A 19,437-nucleotide genomic window follows, 5' to 3' on the forward strand; every position below is an offset into this window, starting at 1 on the left:
GTTATTCTATTGGGTTTTCATGCTGTCTTTTTCCGCTGTTTCAAGAAGTTTTTCTTTTGTGTTAAGGGATGGATCTTTCAGTACACAGTCAAGAAGTCTTTCCAGAAGGTCTCCCAGTTCCGGTCCGGCCGGATGTCCGGCTTTTATGAGATCTTTTCCGGAAACTGCCAAGGTTTTCAGTGAGGTACATTCTCCTCTCTCAAGGATTCCCTGATAGGTTTCTGTCACGCCACCTAACCGTGCCAGTTTTTCCTCTCTCCTGTAAGTACTTTGCGCTAAAAGGTCTGCCTTCTGTACTTTCAGATACAGTGGAAAAAGATCTTCTCCTATAAGATTCACAGATCTTCTCACATCCTCAGCTGCCGGCGTGGGGCGAAGATCATGATACCGGATCAGACGGCAGGTATTTCGGATCGTTGCATTGTCAAATTTCAGACGGCGCAGGATCTTACCGGCCAGCTTCTCACCTGCCGGGCCATGCGTCTTAAAGTGGTCTCTTCCGTTCTCGTCCGTCTTTTTTACAACCGGCTTGGCGATGTCGTGAAGAAGCATGGTGATGCGGAGAAGCCGGTCATTTTCGATCTCTGTGAGGCTTTTCAGAATGTGCTCGCCCACGGTGTAACAGTGATGGGGAGTATTCTGCTCTGTCTCCATGCAGGCATCAAATTCCGGAAGAAACTCTCTTGTAAGACCTGTCTCCCAGGCTGTCCTGAGATAATCCGGATGATCGGACACCAGAAGCTTCACAAGCTCTGTCTGGATACGCTCTGCACTGACATGTTCCAGGTTTCCTGACATCCGCGCCAGTGCTGCCTTTGTATTCTCTTCCACAGTAAATCCAAGCTGTGCGGAAAAACGCACTGCCCGGAGCATCCGAAGGGCATCCTCTGTAAAACGTTCCACCGGATCCCCGACACACCGGATGATCTTCCCATCAATATCTTTCATTCCGCCAAACAGATCCACCAGTCCGTGCTCCGGATGGTAGGCCATGGCATTGATGGTAAAATCTCTTCGTTTCAGATCTTCCTCAAGGCTTCTGGTAAAAGTCACAGCATCCGGATGGCGGCCATCATGATACTCGCCGTCCACACGGTAGGTTGTCACCTCAAATCCTTCTTTATCCATCATTACGGTTACTGTTCCATGCTGGATCCCCGTATCTACAGTTCTGTGAAAAAGTTCCTTCACCTGCTCCGGAAGTGCAGAAGTTGTAATGTCCCAGTCCCCCGGCACCCGGTTCAGGATGGAATCCCGGACGCAGCCGCCGACAACGTAGGCCTCATAGCCGGCAGCATTTAAAGTCTTCAGAATCTGCGCTGCTTTTTGTGGTATGTTTATCTTCATAATAACTCCTCTTACTGATTGCTGCTGTCAAGATCAAGCATTCACATTTCACTGTATTATCTGCTCTCAGCAGCCGGATGATATTCTGATATGGTTTCAGTAACGACATTATAGCATAAATCCATAAAAACAGCGGAGCTTATTTCGCTCCGCTGTCCAAATTCCTGTATGATCTGGTTACTGCTCACGCAGTTTTATACATTTTAGTATGCACGTCCCCAGTAAACCATTTTCTTGGCCGGTTTTCCACAGCATACGCAAACGTCGCTTAACTGCTCCTGCTCAAATGGCATACATCTGGATGTTGCCTGGAAATCTTCTTTGATCTTGTCCTCGCATGCACGGTCGCCGCACCACATAGCTTTGATGAATCCTGGCTTGCTGTTGATGATCTCGCCGAACTCCTCGTAATTCTTGGCTACATAAGTATGTGCCTCTCTGTGTGCACGTGCGCGCTCCAGCATATCATGCTGAATGGTATCCAGAAGCTCTTTAACCTTATCTGCAAGCTCCTCGAAGGATACAGTGTATTTCTCACGGGTATCTCTTCTGCAGAGAACTGCCTGGCCATTCTCGATATCTTTCGGTCCACACTCAACACGAAGCGGAATACCACGCATCTCCTGCTCAGCGAATTTGAATCCCGGGCTCTTGTCTGTAGCGTCAACTTTTGCACGGATGCCTGCTGCCTTCAGTGCTACAAGAAGCTCGTCAGCTTTCTCCATAACGCCCTCTTTACGCTGCTGAATCGGAATGATCACAGTCTGTACCGGAGCGATTCTCGGAGGAAGAACAAGACCGCTGTTATCACCGTGTACCATAATGATGGCACCGATCATACGGGTTGTCATTCCCCAGGATGTCTGGTGAACATATTTCAGTGTGTTATCTTTGTCTGTGTACTGGATTCCGAATGCTTTGGCAAAACCATCCCCGAAGTTATGGCTTGTACCGGACTGAAGAGCTTTTCCATCGTGCATCAGGGACTCGATGGTGTAAGTAGCCTCAGCACCTGCAAATTTCTCTTTATCTGTCTTCTGGCCTTTAATAACCGGAATTGCAAGAACTTCCTCACAGAAATCTGCATAGATGTTCAGCATCTGGATGGTACGCTGCTCAGCTTCCTCTGCTGTTGCATGTGCTGTATGTCCTTCCTGCCACAGGAACTCTCTGGAACGAAGGAACGGACGTGTTGTTTTCTCCCAGCGGACAACAGAGCACCACTGATTGTAAACCTTCGGAAGGTCTCTGTGGGACTGGATCTCTTTCTGGTAGAAATCGCAGAACAGAGTCTCGGAAGTCGGACGTACGCAAAGTCTCTCCTGAAGCGGATCAAGACCGCCATGAGTTACCCATGCAACCTCCGGGGCAAAACCTTCTACATGATCTTTCTCTTTATCAAGAAGAGACTCCGGAATAAAGATCGGCATGTAAACGTTCTCTACACCAGTCTCTTTAAATCTGCGGTCAAGCTCATGCTGGATATTCTCCCAGATTGCATAACCTGCAGGTTTGATCGCCATACAACCCTTAACGCTTGTATAGCCGCAAAGCTCAGCCTTCTTAACAACGTCTGTATACCACTGAGCAAAATCCTCATCCATAGACGTAATGGCCTGTACTAATTTCTTTTCTTTTGCCATGATAAATCTCCTTTTTCTTGTGATCAAAAACATATTGCCAGCTGCCAGGCAGCCACAGCAACCCGGAATCCCTCTGGCCCACTCTCCTGTCCCATAAACCGTACACTATCTTCACAGTCCCATTTTACGGACAAAAAAATAAGCCCTCCGAATCCCTCACAAGGGACCGAATGACTTCGGCGGTACCACCCCAGTTAACAGCGCACCCGCTGCTCTCTCAACACCCGTTAACGCCGGAAACACACGCCACGCTTCAATCACGCAGAGCTCCGAGGCCGGTTCCACAGTTCACGCACAGAACCCTTCCACCAAACCAGGCCCCTCTCTGAGATAATTCCCTGTGTACTATTCTCATCATCGCCGTATCTTTGATACATTTTAGGCGAAAACTCCCCCAAAGTCAACCCCAAACAAAAAAAATTCTAATCCACCAAACCCTATCGCCACCATTCAGGGAACAGGGCGCAAGCGCCCGCCTTCCCGTTCATGACCAATACCGTACTCGTGCCCGGAAAGGGAGGGGTGCAGGGGAGGGAAAAGTGGGCTTCGAAACTCCGAGCGCCTTTCCCTCCCCTGCGGTTTTTTACACTGTTGTCAACAGTGCCTCAAATTTTCCTTTCATTTCATACTCGCCGGCATTAGCCGTAATAAAAATACTATCTCCCTTCTGCACATCCACACTTTCCTCCCCGGACTGCACCTTCCCGGCGCCATCCAGCACAAGCAGGCTGGCAAAAGAGGTCTTATCAATCTCTCCAAAGATCTTCTTCATCCTCTGTCCATCCAGAACCACCTTATCAACCGTAAAATAATCACAGTCCACAATATGCGGCTCAAAAGACTTCTTCCGAAGGATCGGCACCCTCTTCGTCACCTGAAGCGCCTTCTCAATATGAAGATCCCTTTCCTTCCCATTGGCATCCTTACGTCCATAATCATAAACCCTGTTTAAGTCAACATCTGTTTCTGCTTTTCCCCTGATTCTTTTTGCTATGCCATGTTTCTACTCTTTCACAGACACTGCCGGCATCTCCAGATACCGGTTCAGATCTTCTGTGAGAATACGGATCTTGTCTCTGGTATCCTGCTCTTTGTAGGTCAGCCGGTCTGCGATCCTGGTGATATAATCCTCTTCCTCGATGATCTCACAGGTTTCCGGGAAATTAATATCATAGTACTGGGCAAGATAGGATACCCAGTAGTCCACAGGCACCTGTCTGTCCGCAGATAATACAGACTCTCTTCTGAGACAGGACTCCCACACTGCCGGCGAGATCAGCCCTTCTCCAGCTGCTTCCTCTGAGGCTCCCAGCATGGCTTCAATGGATGCCACCAGTTTCACCCGGCAGTTATCCAGCTTGTCTGCATCCCGGATCAGTTTTGCATGAAACAGTGTTCTGGCGTCATGGATCCCCTCCAGCTTAAAATCACTGTGCTTACGGATTGCCGCATCGATCAGAATGTCAAACTGGTCATCACGGATAAAACGGCGGATTATTTTTTCCTCCCCGAAGAGAAGTTCTGCCCCGAATACTGCATGATCCATAGTTCCCGGCTCAAAGCTGTGAAATCTTCGGATCTGCTCAAAACGTCCGATATCGTGAAGCAGCCCGATCAGTTCTGCAAGTTCCACGTCTTCCCTGGAACACTCCATCCGTCTGGCGATCTCCCCTGCGTATTTCACCACGCCGTAGGTATGCTCGATCTTCAGATAAATCTGCTCATCCTGCCGGTCGTATTCATCCAGATATTTCTCGAATTCCTGTTTTGCATGTGCAATATCAATCATTCTGCCACACCCCTTCTGCTTTTTTTCGTTCTGTAACTTTTTTAAAACGCTCTGTGTTTATTATATCGAAGGTCTCTGACAAATTCCACCGTATTTCCCGGAATTTTGAAAATTCCCTCTGTTGCCTGATCCAGGTCAAAAAAAGACAGCTGCCCTATGTCTATCTTCTGGATAGACCGGACAGCCGCCTTTTCTCTGGAATCTCTTACTATTTTCTTATCTTACAAAATGGATCTCATAATCTCCTGATCCGGCTTCAGCCTGCATAAATCCGTCTCCTGCCGTGAACGTAAGTCCGTCTGCTGCTTTCACTTCCTTCGCCCCATCCAGGCAGATGGTTGCGGTTGTATTTGCAGGTACGGAAACATGCAGAAGTGTCTCTTCCGGTGTTACTTCCCAGAAGCTTCTTACCGGACCGTAAACAGAACGGTATTCTGCTTTTACATATTTAAGATCTCCGCCCATTCTCGGATAAATCACTGCGTGTTTATAACCAGGTTTCTTTTCATCCACTTCAAGGCCTGCCATCACACGTACCAGCCATTCTCCGATGGAACCGTAAGCATAGTGATTGAAGGAGTTCATATCTGCACTCCACATGGTTCCGTCCGGTTTCAGTCCGTCCCAGTGTTCCCAGATCGTAGTAGCTCCCATCTTCACCTGATACAGCCATGACGGGAAATCATCTTTCAGAAGCAAATCGTACGCTTCCTTTACATGGCCATTCTGGCTTAATGCGTGGCAGAAATACGGAGTTCCCACAAATCCGGTTACCAGATGATCATTCTCTTTTTTCAGAAGCCTTAAAAGACCCTGAACCGTTTTCTCTTTATATTCTTCCGGTACCAGGTCAAAATACAGTGCCACAATATGTGCGGTCTGTGTCTGCGCCGTCATCTCACCGTTTTCATCAAAGAATGTTCTCTGGAATTTATCCACAACCTTATTGTAAAGGTCTGTGTATTCCTTCACATCTTCCTCACGGCCCAGAACTTCGGCTGCTTTTACAAACAGTCCTGTGGAATATGCAAAATAAGCCGTACAGGTCAGATCATTTGGAGTTGCCCCGAAATAACTGCCTTCTTCTGCGTCCAGAGCTACCCAGTCACCAAACTGCAGCTTGTAGTTCCAGATATAATCCACAGAATACTCTCTCATAAAGTTGATCCAGTTCTTCATGCTGTTATACTGAATCTTCAGAATTTCTTTGTCACCAAAAGTCAGATACATGGTCCATGGATTGATTACTGCCACATCTGCCCAGGCCGCTGCGGAATGGCTGCCCTGTTTAAGAAGCCAGTTATCCCCTTCATTTCCGGAAATAATATCCGGAACAACATGGGCAACACCGCCCTCCTCTGTCTGATCCGCCTCCACATCGCGGAGCCATTTCCGGTAGAAAGAATATGTATTTTCAAGGAAGCATGCTGTACGGCAGAAAATCTCCGCGTCACCGGTCCATCCAAGTCTCTCATCTCTCTGCGGGCAGTCTGTAGGAACATCCACAAAGTTACTCTTCAGTCCCCAGAGGATATTGTGGGCCAGCTGGTTCAGATCCGGATTGGATGTCTCAAGAAATCCGGTACGTTCCATGTTGGTATGAATGGCATGTGCGATAAAGTTTCCAGGTTCCGGTGTTCCCGGGAAGGAAACGATCTTTGCGTAACGGAATCCCATAAAGGTAAAGGACGGACGGTAAGTAATGGTTCCATCTTCTCCGAATGTATACTGAAGAGATTCTTTTGCCCCTCTTAAGTTATCAAGATATACATTTCCTTTGGAGTCCAGCACCTCAAAGCAGTCCAGACGGATCACATCACCTTTTTTACCTGTTGCGGTAACCTGAATGAGGGCACTCATATTCTGACCAAAATCAATGACCAGATCTCCTTCCGGCGTCTCAAAGATTTCTTTTGGTTTTACCTCATCCATAAGGGAAACTTTTCCACTTCCCTGTCCGGTAAGAACGGAAAAATCATAATCCAGTTTACGGACTGGTTTCCACTGTCCGGCTGTACATCCAGCCTCAGACCATCCTTTGATTTCTTTTGCTCCGTCGTAGATCTCACCATCATAGATCTCTGCAAACACAACCGGTGCATCTGCACCGCTCCAGCTCTCATCTGTCACAAAAAGCTCTTCGGTTCCATCCTCATAACGGATTACCATCTGCGCCAGAAGTGCGGTATTTTCTCCATAATGGTTTCTTCTCTTTTCCAGGCCTTCAAATCCCATTTTTCCTTTATACCAGCCTGCTGCCAGCACGGCACCCGCCGCATTTTTGCCTTCTTTCAGGTAATCGGTTACTTCATAAGTCTGGAAGCAGAGATGTTTCCGGTAGGAAGTCCATCCCGGTGTCAGTTCATCCTTTCCAACTTTTCTGCCATTAACATAAAAATGATACAGTCCCAGTGCAGTTACAGACACAAAAGCTTCTTTTACCGGTTTTTCAACTGTAAACTCATTTCTTACATAGGTACCTTTGGAATTGTCCTTATCTGCCTCTTCCTCTGCAGATACAAACACTGCTTTCCATTCTCTGTTATCCAGAATTCCTGTGACAAAGGATGTCTCCGCCCACTCTGTCTCTTCTCCGTTGGCGGTTGCTTTTACACGGGCAAAATATTTCTTCTGGGATTCCAGTTTCACATTCTCAGGAAGGATCTGTGCAGATGCATCACTGTTTACCCTTCCACTTTCGTAGATCTTTTTCTCAAAAGCTTTATCCTCTGCAATTTCCAGCTCCCAGGTATCCTGAATTACATTTCTCTTATCACTTTCTAATGTCCAGCTGAACTCCGGAACATGTGTGATTCCAATCTGTTCTTTTTCATAATCCATACGGATCTCATTAATTTTTAACATAGGTTCTACCCCCAATTTTCCGTGATATTGTCAGTTCTTACAGAAATGGTAACAAAAAAAGCGTCATCCTTCAATAACGCTTTTTCATCAAAATATTAACCATTTATAAGGTGTTTCGATGTTCTTTCCGGTACTGTGCCGGCGTACACCCCTCTGCCTCACGGAATTTCCGGTAAAAGAAATTCATATTATTGTAACCACACAGCGGGATCAGCTCTGAAAGCGGCAGTTCCGTTGTTTCCAGAAGCATCCTTGCTTTTTTCAGGCGCTGTTCCTGAACATGTTCCACAAAACTTCTTCCTGTTTTTTCTTTCAGAAGGGCGGTAAGATAATTGCCATGCATTCCAAAAGCCTTTCCCATTTCCGGCAGTGTACAGGTTTCGTAATTTTTTTCGATATAGGAAAGCAGTTCCAGGATCTGTACTTCCTTTGCCACAGATGCCTGTTTCTTTGTCTCATCACGCCAGGTTCTGAGAAGTTCTGTAAACAGAATAATCACATAGCTTTCCATCACCTCTTCCATGCCGATGTCCCGGGTGTAATACTCGGATATAATCTGTTCCATGATCTCACCCACCCGGTTGTTTCCATGGGTTTTAAAATACAGATAATGTTTCTTCTTCCTGCTTCTGGTCACCGATTCCGCAAGAAACTCCGAGACAATTCCCTGACGCGGCATCCGGCTTAAAAACGCCGCGTCAAAGAATTCCCGGCTCATAAGAATATTTACCAGAATATCATTTTCACCGCCGGCCTCAATGGAATGCACTGCCTGGGTATCAAAAATACAGACATCCCCTTCGCTGGTGACAACCTTCTTTCCTTCTATGGTCTGGCTGCAGCTTCCTGACCAGAGATAACACAGTTCTATATAATCATGCTGATGGGGCAGTACTTCCACATAACGGTCCTGCCTGCTTACCACAATTTTTTCTCCCGGTGCCATAAACAGGCTTCCCTCAAAAAGATAAGTTCCCTGGCCGGACTTTGCAAACCGGCAGGTGTCCTGCCTGTGCAGTTCCTCCAGGGAAATTCCTTTCAGAATCTCTTTTTCTCTTGGTGTTATCTTTCTCAGATAACGGTCAAGTTCTTCTCGGTTCATCGTATTTTTCAGGCTCCTCCGTTTCCAGAAAACAGCTGTTTCCGCTCTTTTCCTCAATATAACACGTTGGCTTTGTCCGGTAAACCGTTTTTTCCTGTTTCTCCTATTCATACTTTACAATTTCTTTTCGCAGCCGCTTCATGATCCGCTTCTCCAGGCGGGAAATATAGGACTGCGAAATTCCCAGGAGATCTGCCACTTCTTTCTGAGTCTTTTCCATCCCTTCTCTGTTTCCCAGCCCAAAACGCAAGCGGATAATCATCTGCTCTCTCTTTGTCAGTTTGCTGATGGCTTTTCCCAGAAGCGCAATCTCCACTTCATCCTCCAGCCGCCTGGATATCACATCATCATCTGTACCAAGAATATCCGAAAGCAGAAGTTCATTGCCGTCCCAGTCCACATTCAGGGGTTCGTCAATGGAAACTTCCATTCTGGTCTTGCTGTTTCTCCGAAGATACATCAGGATTTCATTTTCAATACACCTGGATGCGTAAGTAGCAAGTTTGATATTTTTTACAGGATTAAATGTGTTGATCGCCTTAATCAGTCCAATCGTTCCAATGGAAATCAGATCTTCCACCCCTACCCCTGTATTGTCAAATTTCTTCGCAATGTAAACCACCAGCCGGAGATTGTGCTCAATCAAAACTGCCCTTGCTTCTTTTTCTTCCTCTGTCCCCAGCATGGCAATTACCTTCGTCTCCTGCTCCGGCGGAAGTGGTGCCGGAAGGATATCATTTCCCCCGATATAAAAAACATCTCCCGGCCGGTTAATCATAAATCTTGAAATCACCTGAAATGGATACGCTCTTACTGCAGCTCTGTTCATAAAAAAGCCCCCTTCTTAATTCAATAGTCTGGAATTCAAAAGTATCCCGTACTCTTCTCCCAAAGCTGAGGGCTCAAATGTAATGGCAAGTACCGGTTTTCCCACATGTACAACCCTTCCGGGAGTCTGGATCGTAAGTTCGGTAAGAATCACACCCAGCAGCAGTCCTTCTTTCCCGCCTGCTGTGCGGCACGAAAGAAAATGAGGCCGCAGCCCGGCAAGTTCCGTGCTTTCCAGCTCCTCTGGTTTTTCTTTTATGTACATCAGTTTTTTTACCAGTTCTCTGGAAAGCACTTTTTCCAGAAGTTCCGGTTTTACTATGGATACCGGCTGTCTGCTTACAGGATCCATAAGAAGATTTCCTGTGTCAAAAAAGCCGTAGGACTGTTGTTTTTTCCCCTGATATATCAGGGTTACCGGATAAATATTTTTCCGGCACAGCCGGAAAGTTTCTGCCACACAGGTCAGTGTGTAAAGACTGCCATAGGTTCCTGCCAGAAAAAGCAGAAAAGTTCTTCCTGTCATGGTTCCTTCTGTTTCCAGCGCCTGATAAATCCCTCCCACCACAAAAGCGGTAAGATACATCGCCAGAATTGTTTTTGCCAGCAGGCAGCCCCTCTTCAGCCGAAACGCAAAAGCTGCCATAAAAAAAGCACAGCTTCCATGAATCAGAACAGCCACCGGAAAAACAATCCGGACAGGCATATAAAGAAGCAGACAGGAAAAACCAGCTCCCAGCGCAGCAGATGCCAGACACCGGAATCGGCTTCCGCCAAGATGCAGAAACCTTCCCACAAGTCTGAGAAGCATGTAATCCATCAGGAAATTCGTCAGAAAAACGATATCTATGTATATGGTCTGATACATAAAATTCCCCCGCTGCCACCTAACACTTTATCCGTGATCAATCCTTCACTTTGGTAAGTGCATTTATTATATGGCAGGCTCTCTGCATATTTTGTCAAAGCATGGAAGCCCTGGCCTCAAACTTGTCGTGGCATTTCTGGGGCACTCGACATTTATAGATTCTTTCTATGGATTCGTGACAAAAATGTATAAATTTCTGTACAATGATGCATCTTTGTTGATTTTCACACTTTATAGTGTTAAAATATTTTTTATTATAAAATCTGAAAAGCAGACAGCTTTTTGCTGATATTTTTTATGGATATAAGGGAGGAATCGAACAATGATTAATATCACCGGACACACCGGGCTTACCGGCCTTCTGGGAAGCCCCGTTGCACACAGCGTATCACCTTTAATGCACAATGAGGCATTTCGTTACCTCGGGCTTGACTATGTATATCTCTGTTTTGATGTGACAGAGGAGACCCTTCCTCAGGCAGTGGAGGGACTGAAAGCCTGCGGGATCAAGGGCTTTAACCTGACCATGCCAAACAAGAATAAGATCGTGGAGCTCCTGGACGAACTTTCTCCTACCGCACAGCTGATCGGAGCGGTAAATACCGTCCGCAATGATAATGGAAAATTAAAGGGATTTAATACCGATGGTTATGGATTTACCCAGTCTGCCAGAGATGCAGGCTGTGATGTGAAGGGACGCACCATCACCGTTATGGGTGTGGGCGGTGCCGGAATGGCAATCTGCGGACAGTCCGCCCTGGAAGGTGCAAAAAAGATCCATGTTTTTGCACGTCCTACCAGCCGTTACTGGGAACGTGCCGCTGCCATGGCAGAAAAAATGTCTCATATGACAGAATGTCAGATGATCCTTCATGAGATGGATGATCACGCCGCTCTGAAAGACGCACTGGAAGAAAGCACTCTTCTGATCAACGCTACTTCTGTGGGAATGGTTCCGGATGTGACCGGCACAGTCATCCCGGACAAAACTCTGTTCCATCCGGAACTTACGGTAGCCGATGTTGTGTATGAACCAAGAGAAACAAGACTTCTTAGAGAAGCCCGGGAAGCCGGATGTCCAACCTTTAACGGAATGTACATGCTGCTTCACCAGGGCGTAAAAGCATTCCACATCTGGACCGGACTGGATATGCCGGTTGAGATTGTAAGAGAGAAATATTTTAAATAATCCATCCCTGTTAATACACGATCCGCATATTAATTCCCTGTGGGAAATCTCCGTATTTTTCTCCGAAGAGATTGATTCCACCCTGATTTATGGCATCCGGGCGCACTCCGATCCTCAGAGAAATATACGGTTTTCCTGACAGGCGCACGGTTTCCAGTATATTCTCATCGTTCACCTTAATCTCATTGATGTAACATCCATCTTTTCGCAGAGAAACTCCTGTCATAAATCCATACTGCGTCAGACCTATGGGCCATACATTTGGTGTCAGTCTTCCTCTTCTTGCTCCCAGATCTCCCGGACATGTATAAGTCCCAATCTCTGTTCCATTAACTGAAAAAGTAATATCCGACGGCCACTGGGCATTATATCCAGGTGCTTCCGAACAGAGTTCCATGGAAAAATTCATCTCCCGGATGTTCCAGAGGGGATTTATTTTGTTGGGAAAACGATATTCTATATATCCCCGGCTGAACCAGATCAGCTGCGCCTGCTGCCTGTCCGTCGAATAAAAAGACCTTGGATCATCAAAAGTATCAATTACCCCGTTCATTCCCGCCAGGCCACAGGAAGGTTCCACCTGAAAATCTGTATAATTTCCAAGGGGCATCTGGTATACCAGCGTATTTTCCGCCGCGCTGATATCCGTATCATACGCTTCCAGATGAAACGAAATAAAATCGCACATGCAGACTCTCATGGAGCCATGAATTCCCGGCTGGCTTTCTGTAGATACCAGATGAGCATCCTCCAGACAGCGGATATGCAGCGCTGTTGAAGATAACGGGATTCCCAGTCTCCTGGAAATTTCCTGCAGTGACAACGGATGCACCTTTATCAGATTCAAAATATCAATCCGTACCGCTGAAGACAGCGCCTTTCCGATTGCTGTGATCCATGGTTTGTGACTCTCTGTTGACAGGTTCAGTTCCAGTTCCTTTTCCGTTGTAATTCCCTGACTGATTCTTTCTTCCGCCATTCTTTTTCCTCCGTTTCAAGATTCATGTAATGAATATCTGCTTCTTTTCTTATTTATTTCATTATTTATGTAATAAACATCATTTTTTCAAAAATATATACAAATTGCATTATACATTCTTGTTACAATCGCAGATTTGCGTCATTTTGCATTAAAACCATTGATTTTTTTGAATTTTGCAACTACAATTATGAGTATAAAAAAGAGAAAAAACTTTTTGAAGCTTCGTTTTTTCTTCTCTTTCCAGTAATTATGTAATAAATTTATTAACCCTATTATATGGCAGCCAACGTAACCTGACAACATTCTTTTTTATATCCCGGGCAATACCCATTACGGATATTTCAATATTGATTTTACTCAAAGAAAGGATTTAACTCTATGAGAAATGAATATCCGCGCCCTGATTTCATCCGGGAGAAATGGATGCCTTTAAATGGTACCTGGAATTTTCAGGACGGAACCGACAAAACTCCCGTAAAAATCCAGGTTCCCTTCCCGCCTCAGAGCAGACTCAGCGGGTTTCAGGAAGAACTTACTTCTGACAGAATTACCTATCAGCGGAATTTTTTTATCCCGGCAGAGTGGATCGGTCAGAGAATTCTTCTTCACTTCGGAGCTGTTGACTACAAATGCAGCGTATTTATCAACGATCATTGTGTTGGCTTTCATGAAGGCGGTCAGTCCTCCTTCACCTTTGATATCACAGATTTTCTTTCCGGAGGTGAAGAAACACTCACCGTGGCAGTTACCGATTACCTGCACGATGAGACCGTTCCCAGAGGCAAACAGTTCTGGAAATCATCCGGCGAGTTTATCTGGTACACACAATCCAGTGGCATCTGGCAGTCCGTATGGCTGGAGCCGGTAAATGAAGCCCACCTGGAATGGATTCATTTTACTCCGGATATTGATCAGGGTACTGTAGAAATCACTTATTCTCTTTCCGACTGCACTGTTTTTCCATGTGAACTGGAATGGGATATCCGGTTTAAGGACCATCCGGTTTCTCACGGTTCCCTTACCGTTTCCGAAAAACGCGGAAAGATAATTGTTGATATTTTCAAAAACAAAGCACTGCGCGGTTCCTTCCACTTTACCGGATGGTACTGGTCTCCGGAACATCCGAATCTTTTTACAGTAAGTGCACTTCTGAAATCCAGAAATATCCTTCTGGATCAGGTGGAAACTTACTTCGGAATGCGTAAAGTGCACGTCCACGGTGGCAGAGTTTATCTTAACAATCAGCCTTATTATCAGAAGCTGCTTCTGGATCAGGGATACTGGAAGGACGGACTTGTTACCGCACCTTCCGAAGAAAACTATATCCAGGATATTCAGAAAGCCAAGGAAATGGGATTTAACGGCTGCCGCAAACATGAAAAAGCGGAAGATCCTCTCTTTCTTTACTGGGCCGATAAACTTGGATTTCTCGTATGGGAAAGCACAGCCAGTTTCTGGAGTTTTTCTCCGCAGTCAGCAGCTGTTTTTTCCCAGGAATGGACCCATACCATACAGAGAGACTACAACCACCCCTGCATTATTCTGTGGAACATGATGAATGAAAGCTGGGGGGTTCCCAGACTTTACGATAACACACAACAGCAGCATTTTGCGCGGTCTCTGTATCATCTGGCTCATGGCCTGGATCCTTCCAGACTTGTAATCGCCAATGATGGATGGGAAATGACGGAAAATGACATCTGTGCATTTCACTCCTACAAACACGGATCTCCGGATAACCCGGATGCTCAGGCCGCATTTTCTCTGGGACTTCAATCTCTTTCCGGACTTGAAAGCCTGGTAGAACGACCGCTTTTTGCAGACAGCTTTGTTTATGAAGGGCAGCCGGTTATGCTTACAGAAGCCGGAGGAATTTCCCTTAAAACAGGAAAGGATAAAAAAAGCTGGGGCTATTCTGATACAGACAGCGAAGAAAGTTTTCTCGCAGCTTACAGCCATGTAATCCGATCCATCTACGCTTCTGATCTGCTTTGTGGTTTCTGCTACACACAGCTATCTGATATCCAGCAGGAACAGAATGGGCTTCTCGATGAAGATCATCAGTTCAAAACAGATCCGAAAAAAATCAAAGCAATCAACGATTCCAGGGAAACGACAACCTCATTTTCCACCATTGAAGACTATTAAAGGAGGCCTCTATGAAAAAAACAATTTTTGTACTTCTGGATGCCTGCCAGTATGAAGCCGGCACACGAAATCTCGGATATCTGGAACATCTGATTGATTACAAAAAAGGTGCCAAATATAAAGTAAAAGGAGAACTTCCTTCTCTTTCCAGACCTATGTATGCAACGCTTCTTACAGGAACTCCGGTCTTTTCCCATGGGATTACGACCAATGATACCCTGAGGACCCTGGACTGTGACAATGTTTTTTCCCTCTGTCAGAAACAGGGTGGAAAAACCGCAGCCGCCGCTTATCACTGGTTCGGAGAACTTTATAACCACATTCCATTTCGCATTGACCGTGAAAGAATACAGCTTCAGTCTTCCGAAACCATTAATTCCGGAATTTACTACTGGGATGACACTTACCCGGATTCCCATCTTTTTGCTGATGGCGAATTTCTCCGGCAGAATCAGAACCCGGATTTCCTCCTGATTCATTCTATGGCAATTGACGATCAGGGACATAAGCACGGATCCGGTTCAAAAGAATACGAAGAAGCCATCGCTATTGCAGGGCATATGATCGCCAATCTGCTTCCCACATGGAGAGCCGCAGGATACCATGTGGTTGTCACTGCAGACCACGGCATCAACGAACTTGGCATCCACGGAGGAAACGATTGTGCACAGCGTGATGTTCCACTTTATATTTTCAGCGATCAGGTATCTGCCGGTCGATTTGAAAATCAGTATATTTCACAGCTTTGCATTGCCCCGCTTCTGTGCCGGCTTCTTGATATCGAGCCATCCCCGGATATGATGGCAGAGATTCCGATCAATATGGCAGATGCTATTTCACTCATACCATAACAAAGGAGGGTTTAACTATGAGAAAACGTAACTTATCTTTAATGAGCACTGTACTTGCAGCCGCACTTTCCGCATCCATGCTGATCTGTGCCATTCCTGTCAGCGCTGCGGACGCTTCAACCGTTGTTTTAAACGGCGAAGAAATGAGTCTTGATGACCTGATCAAAAACGCCAAAGAAGAAGGGGATCTGCAGTCTGTGGGAATGCCTGATGACTGGGCAAACTGGAAAGGTTCCTGGGATGCAATCACAGATACTTACGGAATCACCCACGGCGATGTTGATATGACTTCCGCAGAAGAGCTTTCTCAGTTTGCAGCTGAAAAAGATGATCCTACAAAAGATATCGGTGATATCGGTCTTTCCATGACACCAGAAGCCATCAAACAGGATGTCATCGGCACCTACAAAGCTTCCACCTGGGATTCCTTCCCGGACTGGGCAAAAGATCCTGACGGCCACTGGATCATGACCTATACCGGATCTCTTGCCTTCATCGCAAACACAGAGTTTACCGGCGGAAAATGCCCGACATCCTGGGAAGATGTAAAGAACGGGGATTATCTGGTATCTGTCGGAAATGTTCTTGGCGGTGCCGCATCACAGGTTGCTGTATTATCCTGTGCGATCGCCAATGGCGGTTCCATGGATAATGTCCAGCCAGGAATTGATTACTTTAAAGAACTGGCCAAAGCCGGACGTCTTGACACCGGCGACACCACTTCCGCCCGCCTTGCAAGCGGTGAAATGGTCTGCTGTGTAGGTAATTATGATTATTCTGTCCTTGCATGGAGAGATAACATTGTAGCAGAAAATCCAACCATGGAACTTGATATCACAATCCCGTCTGACGGTTCCGTAACAAACGGATACGCGCAGATCATCAACAAATACGCGCCTCATCCAAATGCGGCAGGTCTTGCCATTGAATATCTCTGCAGCGACGAAGGTGCCATCAACCGTGCAGAAGGATATGCACGTCCGACCAAACAGGACGTAACACTTCCTGACGATGTAAAATCCAAACTTCTTGATGATGATTTATACAAAAACTGTACAAATATCTCTGATGTTGACGCATTAAACAGCGCATGTGCAGAAATCGCTGAATTATGGGAAAGAGAAGTTCTTCCACTGGTTCAGTAAAAGGGAGGGCTGACAGATGAAAAAAGTTCGTAACCTTCAAAAACTGATACCGCTTCTTCCGCTACTTTTGCTGGCTATCCTGTTTATCTTTCTGCCGATTATAAGCATGGTCCAGAAAAGCTTTTTATCACCGGAAACGGGTGCTTTTACATTCAATAATTACAAAACAATCTTTACAGATTCCGTTTATCAGGTAGCAACCAGCAACAGTCTGTATCTGTCCTTTGCTTCCACTATCATTGGACTGATCCTCTCTTTCTTTATTGCCTGGGCAGTCAATGAACTTGGAAAAAACGGACAGAGCCGTATGTTATCCATGTTGAATATGGTATCAAATTTTGCTGGCTTACCACTTTATTTTTCATTTGTAGTTATTCTTGGAAACACCGGAATTTTTGTACTTGCATTGCGTGCCATCGGTATACAGCTGTCTACCGTTTTCCGTCTGTATTCCATCCAGGGGCTTTTGCTGATGTTCATTTACTTTCAGCTGCCCCTGGGCAGCCTGATGCTGGTTCCTGCTTTTCAGGCAGTGGATTCTTCCTGGAAGGAAGCAGCTGAGATCCTGGAAGCTTCCCCGTTCCAGTTCTGGACGCGAATTGGAATTCCGGTAATGCTTCCGAGTCTTCTTGACACCTTTGCACTGCTTTTCGCCAATGCGATCACAGCTTACGCCACAGTTCTTCTTCTGGTAACCACCAGTATTCCTCTTCTTCCGGTAAAAATCACAACCATGTTTACCGGAGAAATGACACCACAGAAAGAAATGGGATCTGCTCTGGCAATCTGGATGATTATCATCATGCTGGCCGTTATCTGTATCTGCAATCTTCTGAAAAAGCTGACGTATAAAGGAGGGGAACAGGTATGAAACGAAGAAAAAAACTGCCTTATGTTATCATTATCCTCGCCTGTATTTTTCTCCTGATTCCATTTGCTGCAACCCTTGTCTACTCCTTTACCATCGGATGGACAAAACTGTTTCCTGCAGGATGGACTTTTAAATACTGGATACAGGCATTTACCGAGCCAACACTGTGGCCCGCTATCCTTCGAGGCGTTCTGATCAGTATTCCGCCGATTCTGATCTGCAACATCGTTGTAATTCTGGCTCTGTATACTTCAGTGGTCTATTATCCAAAACTTGAAAAATACATCCAGACCATCTGTATGATTCCAAATTCCCTGAAGGGTGTAACGATTGCAATTCCTGTACTGGCACTTTATGCAGGCGGAGTAACTTTCTTTTCCAACCGAATGGTAATGCTGGTCTGTATTTACAGTATTTCCATCCTGCCTTTTGTATATCAGGGAATCCGAAACAATCTGCACGGAATCAACGTTACCCGTCTTCTGGAAGCAGCGGAAATCCTGGGTGCCGGAAAATTATACGCATTTATCCGGATTATTCTTCCGAATATGCTGGCCGGTATTCTGGTATCTTCTCTTCTCGCTCTCTCCACAGTTTTCGGAGATTTTGCAGTCATAAAAATCATTGCGGGAAACAAATACGAAACCATTCAGATGCTTCTGTACAACAGCCGTCTGATTGTACTTCAGTATCAGTGTGTAATTGTAATCATCATGTTTACAGTTACTCTGGTTATTTCACAGCTTGTTTTTAAATTTCAGAACAGAAAGAGATAGGTGATATAAATGGCATATATTGAATTCAGAAATGTTCACAAAAGTTTCGGAAATAACGAAGTTCTGAAAGGCATCAATCTTTCTATTGATGAGGGAGAATTTGTCACTCTTCTCGGTCCGTCCGGCTGTGGAAAAAGTACGCTTCTCCGCTGTTTTTCAGGCCTGGAGACCGTTACGGAAGGAGAAATTTATCTGGACGGAACAAACATCACCGATTTTACTCCCAAACAGCGAAAAATCGGCATGGTTTTCCAGCAGTACAGTCTGTTCCCCAATATGACTGTGCGCCAGAATGTTGCCTTCGGCCTTCAGATGCAGAAAAAAGACAAACATTTTATTGCGGAAAAAGTAAAAGATGTTCTTCATACCGTAGGACTTTCCGACAAGCTGGACCAGTATCCACGTCAGCTGTCCGGCGGCCAGCAGCAGCGTGTTGCCCTGGCCCGTGCCATTATCATGGAACCGAAAGTTCTTCTGCTGGATGAGCCTTTAAGTGCAATTGATGCCCTGCTGCGAAGAAACCTTCAGGTTGAAATCCGTAAAATTCAGCAGAATCTGAAAATGACTACCATTTTCGTCACACATGATCAGGAAGAAGCCATGGTTATGTCCGACACCATCCATCTGTTTAATGTGGGCCAGATCGAACAGTCCGGATCACCGGCAGATATCTATACCCATCCACAGACAAAATTTGCAGCCAATTTTATCGGACACTATAACATCCTCAGCAATCCGGATCTCAAAAAACTGTGCGGTCTTTCCTCAGACTGTGACTTTGTCGCAATCCGCCCGGAAGCCGTCCTGATTTCTCCGGAACCCCTTAATGATGCTGTGCATTTCCAGGGAAAGATCACCGGTGTGATGCTGCGTGGAACTACCATTTCCTACACCATAGACTGCGATGGTATCGAATTACGGGCAGATACCCTGTTTGAAACCAACCGGCAGCGCAATATGGGCGAAATGCTTCAGCTCCAGATTTTGAAAGAAGATATTCTTCATCTTCATTAATAACTCCTGACTTTACGGA

Annotated in this window: 16 protein-coding genes; 7 read left to right on the plus strand and 9 right to left on the minus strand. The window is 45.8% G+C overall.

Translation table 11 applies throughout. The features are described 5' to 3' along the window. Positions 1–6: 6 nt before the first annotated feature. The 8 genes from GPK88_RS11635 to GPK88_RS11670 form a co-directional block, all read right to left on the minus strand. On the minus strand, positions 7–1,347 hold the full coding sequence (locus tag GPK88_RS11635) for a CCA tRNA nucleotidyltransferase (protein WP_173771447.1): 1,341 nt from the start codon (positions 1,345–1,347) through the stop codon (positions 7–9). A gap of 203 nt (positions 1,348–1,550) precedes the next feature. Further along, complete coding sequence (gene proS, locus GPK88_RS11640; protein ID WP_148447298.1) at positions 1,551–2,990, minus strand: proline--tRNA ligase; 1,440 nt, start codon at positions 2,988–2,990, stop codon at positions 1,551–1,553. Positions 2,991–3,573: 583 nt separating this feature from the next. Then, entirely contained in the window at positions 3,574–3,864 is a 291-nt protein-coding gene (locus GPK88_RS11645) for a hypothetical protein (protein WP_173762392.1), read from the minus strand. Positions 3,865–3,993: 129 nt separating this feature from the next. Beyond that, the gene (locus GPK88_RS11650) at positions 3,994–4,779 is read right to left on the minus strand and encodes an HD domain-containing protein (protein WP_173762393.1); all 786 of its coding nucleotides are present in this window, start codon (positions 4,777–4,779) and stop codon (positions 3,994–3,996) included. Positions 4,780–4,995: 216 nt separating this feature from the next. After that, a complete protein-coding gene (locus tag GPK88_RS11655) occupies positions 4,996–7,644 on the minus strand; it encodes a family 78 glycoside hydrolase catalytic domain (RefSeq protein WP_173771445.1) in 2,649 nt (882 codons plus the stop codon). Positions 7,645–7,747: 103 nt separating this feature from the next. Further along, entirely contained in the window at positions 7,748–8,746 is a 999-nt protein-coding gene (locus GPK88_RS11660) for an AraC family transcriptional regulator (RefSeq protein ID WP_173762395.1), read from the minus strand. A 103-nt stretch (positions 8,747–8,849) separates the two neighbouring features. After that, the gene (gene sigE / locus GPK88_RS11665) at positions 8,850–9,575 is read right to left on the minus strand and encodes an RNA polymerase sporulation sigma factor SigE (RefSeq protein ID WP_148447308.1); all 726 of its coding nucleotides are present in this window, start codon (positions 9,573–9,575) and stop codon (positions 8,850–8,852) included. Between the two features lie 15 nt (positions 9,576–9,590). Beyond that, the gene (locus GPK88_RS11670; protein ID WP_148447310.1) at positions 9,591–10,442 is read right to left on the minus strand and encodes a sigma-E processing peptidase SpoIIGA; all 852 of its coding nucleotides are present in this window, start codon (positions 10,440–10,442) and stop codon (positions 9,591–9,593) included. 322 nt (positions 10,443–10,764) lie between these two features. Between GPK88_RS11670 and GPK88_RS11675 the strand changes: the two genes are divergently transcribed. After that, a complete protein-coding gene (locus tag GPK88_RS11675; RefSeq protein WP_021977624.1) occupies positions 10,765–11,631 on the plus strand; it encodes a shikimate dehydrogenase in 867 nt (288 codons plus the stop codon). Between the two features lie 10 nt (positions 11,632–11,641). On the opposite strand, the gene GPK88_RS11680 is transcribed toward GPK88_RS11675, so the two are convergent. After that, the gene (locus GPK88_RS11680; RefSeq protein ID WP_173771443.1) at positions 11,642–12,610 is read right to left on the minus strand and encodes an ArsR/SmtB family transcription factor; all 969 of its coding nucleotides are present in this window, start codon (positions 12,608–12,610) and stop codon (positions 11,642–11,644) included. A gap of 381 nt (positions 12,611–12,991) precedes the next feature. Here GPK88_RS11680 and GPK88_RS11685 point away from each other — a divergent pair, with 381 nt between their 5' ends. From GPK88_RS11685 to GPK88_RS11710, 6 genes are read left to right on the plus strand one after another with little or no spacing between them, the layout of a single operon-like run. Next, positions 12,992–14,761, plus strand: coding sequence for a glycoside hydrolase family 2 protein (locus GPK88_RS11685; RefSeq protein WP_173771440.1), 1,770 nt, complete (start codon positions 12,992–12,994; stop codon positions 14,759–14,761). A gap of 11 nt (positions 14,762–14,772) precedes the next feature. Beyond that, complete coding sequence (locus GPK88_RS11690) at positions 14,773–15,612, plus strand: alkaline phosphatase family protein (RefSeq protein WP_118170395.1); 840 nt, start codon at positions 14,773–14,775, stop codon at positions 15,610–15,612. A gap of 17 nt (positions 15,613–15,629) precedes the next feature. Then, entirely contained in the window at positions 15,630–16,757 is a 1,128-nt protein-coding gene (locus GPK88_RS11695; protein ID WP_173771438.1) for an extracellular solute-binding protein, read from the plus strand. A gap of 16 nt (positions 16,758–16,773) precedes the next feature. Further along, on the plus strand, positions 16,774–17,628 hold the full coding sequence (locus GPK88_RS11700; RefSeq protein ID WP_118062801.1) for an ABC transporter permease: 855 nt from the start codon (positions 16,774–16,776) through the stop codon (positions 17,626–17,628). Beyond that, entirely contained in the window at positions 17,625–18,404 is a 780-nt protein-coding gene (locus tag GPK88_RS11705; RefSeq protein ID WP_118062800.1) for an ABC transporter permease, read from the plus strand. The genes GPK88_RS11700 and GPK88_RS11705 overlap by 4 nt, the downstream gene beginning before the upstream one ends. 9 nt (positions 18,405–18,413) lie before the next feature. Beyond that, complete coding sequence (locus tag GPK88_RS11710; RefSeq protein ID WP_118062799.1) at positions 18,414–19,418, plus strand: ABC transporter ATP-binding protein; 1,005 nt, start codon at positions 18,414–18,416, stop codon at positions 19,416–19,418. Positions 19,419–19,437 lie beyond the last annotated feature (19 nt).

It is taken from the genome of Blautia sp. MCC269, from assembly GCF_018785655.1.
In the GTDB taxonomy this organism is placed as follows: domain Bacteria; phylum Bacillota; class Clostridia; order Lachnospirales; family Lachnospiraceae; genus Blautia_A.

What these genes read in the sequence shown, in the direction of transcription:
- GPK88_RS11660 (WP_173762395.1), bottom strand. Translation starts at nt 8,746, where the DNA reads ATGAACCGAGAAGAACTTGACCGTTATCTGAGAAAGATAACACCAAGA.
- GPK88_RS11685 (WP_173771440.1), top strand. Translation starts at nt 12,992, where the DNA reads ATGAGAAATGAATATCCGCGCCCTGATTTCATCCGGGAGAAATGGATG.
- GPK88_RS11650 (WP_173762393.1), bottom strand. Translation starts at nt 4,779, where the DNA reads ATGATTGATATTGCACATGCAAAACAGGAATTCGAGAAATATCTGGAT.
- GPK88_RS11705 (WP_118062800.1), top strand. Translation starts at nt 17,625, where the DNA reads ATGAAACGAAGAAAAAAACTGCCTTATGTTATCATTATCCTCGCCTGT.
- GPK88_RS11655 (WP_173771445.1), bottom strand. Translation starts at nt 7,644, where the DNA reads ATGTTAAAAATTAATGAGATCCGTATGGATTATGAAAAAGAACAGATT.
- GPK88_RS11675 (WP_021977624.1), top strand. Translation starts at nt 10,765, where the DNA reads ATGATTAATATCACCGGACACACCGGGCTTACCGGCCTTCTGGGAAGC.
- GPK88_RS11670 (WP_148447310.1), bottom strand. Translation starts at nt 10,442, where the DNA reads ATGTATCAGACCATATACATAGATATCGTTTTTCTGACGAATTTCCTG.
- GPK88_RS11635 (WP_173771447.1), bottom strand. Translation starts at nt 1,347, where the DNA reads ATGAAGATAAACATACCACAAAAAGCAGCGCAGATTCTGAAGACTTTA.
- GPK88_RS11690 (WP_118170395.1), top strand. Translation starts at nt 14,773, where the DNA reads ATGAAAAAAACAATTTTTGTACTTCTGGATGCCTGCCAGTATGAAGCC.
- sigE (WP_148447308.1), bottom strand. Translation starts at nt 9,575, where the DNA reads ATGAACAGAGCTGCAGTAAGAGCGTATCCATTTCAGGTGATTTCAAGA.
- GPK88_RS11700 (WP_118062801.1), top strand. Translation starts at nt 16,774, where the DNA reads ATGAAAAAAGTTCGTAACCTTCAAAAACTGATACCGCTTCTTCCGCTA.
- GPK88_RS11710 (WP_118062799.1), top strand. Translation starts at nt 18,414, where the DNA reads ATGGCATATATTGAATTCAGAAATGTTCACAAAAGTTTCGGAAATAAC.
- GPK88_RS11680 (WP_173771443.1), bottom strand. Translation starts at nt 12,610, where the DNA reads ATGGCGGAAGAAAGAATCAGTCAGGGAATTACAACGGAAAAGGAACTG.
- GPK88_RS11695 (WP_173771438.1), top strand. Translation starts at nt 15,630, where the DNA reads ATGAGAAAACGTAACTTATCTTTAATGAGCACTGTACTTGCAGCCGCA.
- proS (WP_148447298.1), bottom strand. Translation starts at nt 2,990, where the DNA reads ATGGCAAAAGAAAAGAAATTAGTACAGGCCATTACGTCTATGGATGAG.